The 305-nt window shown below is 49.5% G+C and carries 1 protein-coding gene; it reads right to left on the reverse strand.

The window, feature by feature from the left end; translation table 11 throughout:
• The coding region (locus ACO0LL_RS30390) for a DDE-type integrase/transposase/recombinase (protein ID WP_422954547.1) at positions 1–305 on the reverse strand (305 nt) is incomplete at both ends.

A 305-nucleotide genomic window follows, 5' to 3' on the forward strand; every position in this document is an offset into this window, starting at 1 on the left:
TCAATTCTCTATAACTCAGCGCACAGTATTGGCTACCCCGGTCTGAGTGGTGAATCAATCCAGGTTGTGGACGTTTGTTGCGCACTGCACGCCAGAGCGCCTGCGCAGTCAAGGCTTGCGTCATTCGTTCTCCCATGGCGTAGCCAACAATCTCGCAGGTATACACATCCTTGATCCCTGCCAGATAAAGCCATCCTTCTCCAGTGCTGATATAGGTGATATCAGTCAGCCATACTTGGTTTGGACGGCTTGGAGCAAATGTCTGATTCAATAAATTCGATGCAACAGGAAGAGAGTGATTCGAG

Source organism: Undibacterium sp. TC4M20W, assembly GCF_049340245.1.
GTDB lineage: Bacteria > Pseudomonadota > Gammaproteobacteria > Burkholderiales > Burkholderiaceae_D > Undibacterium.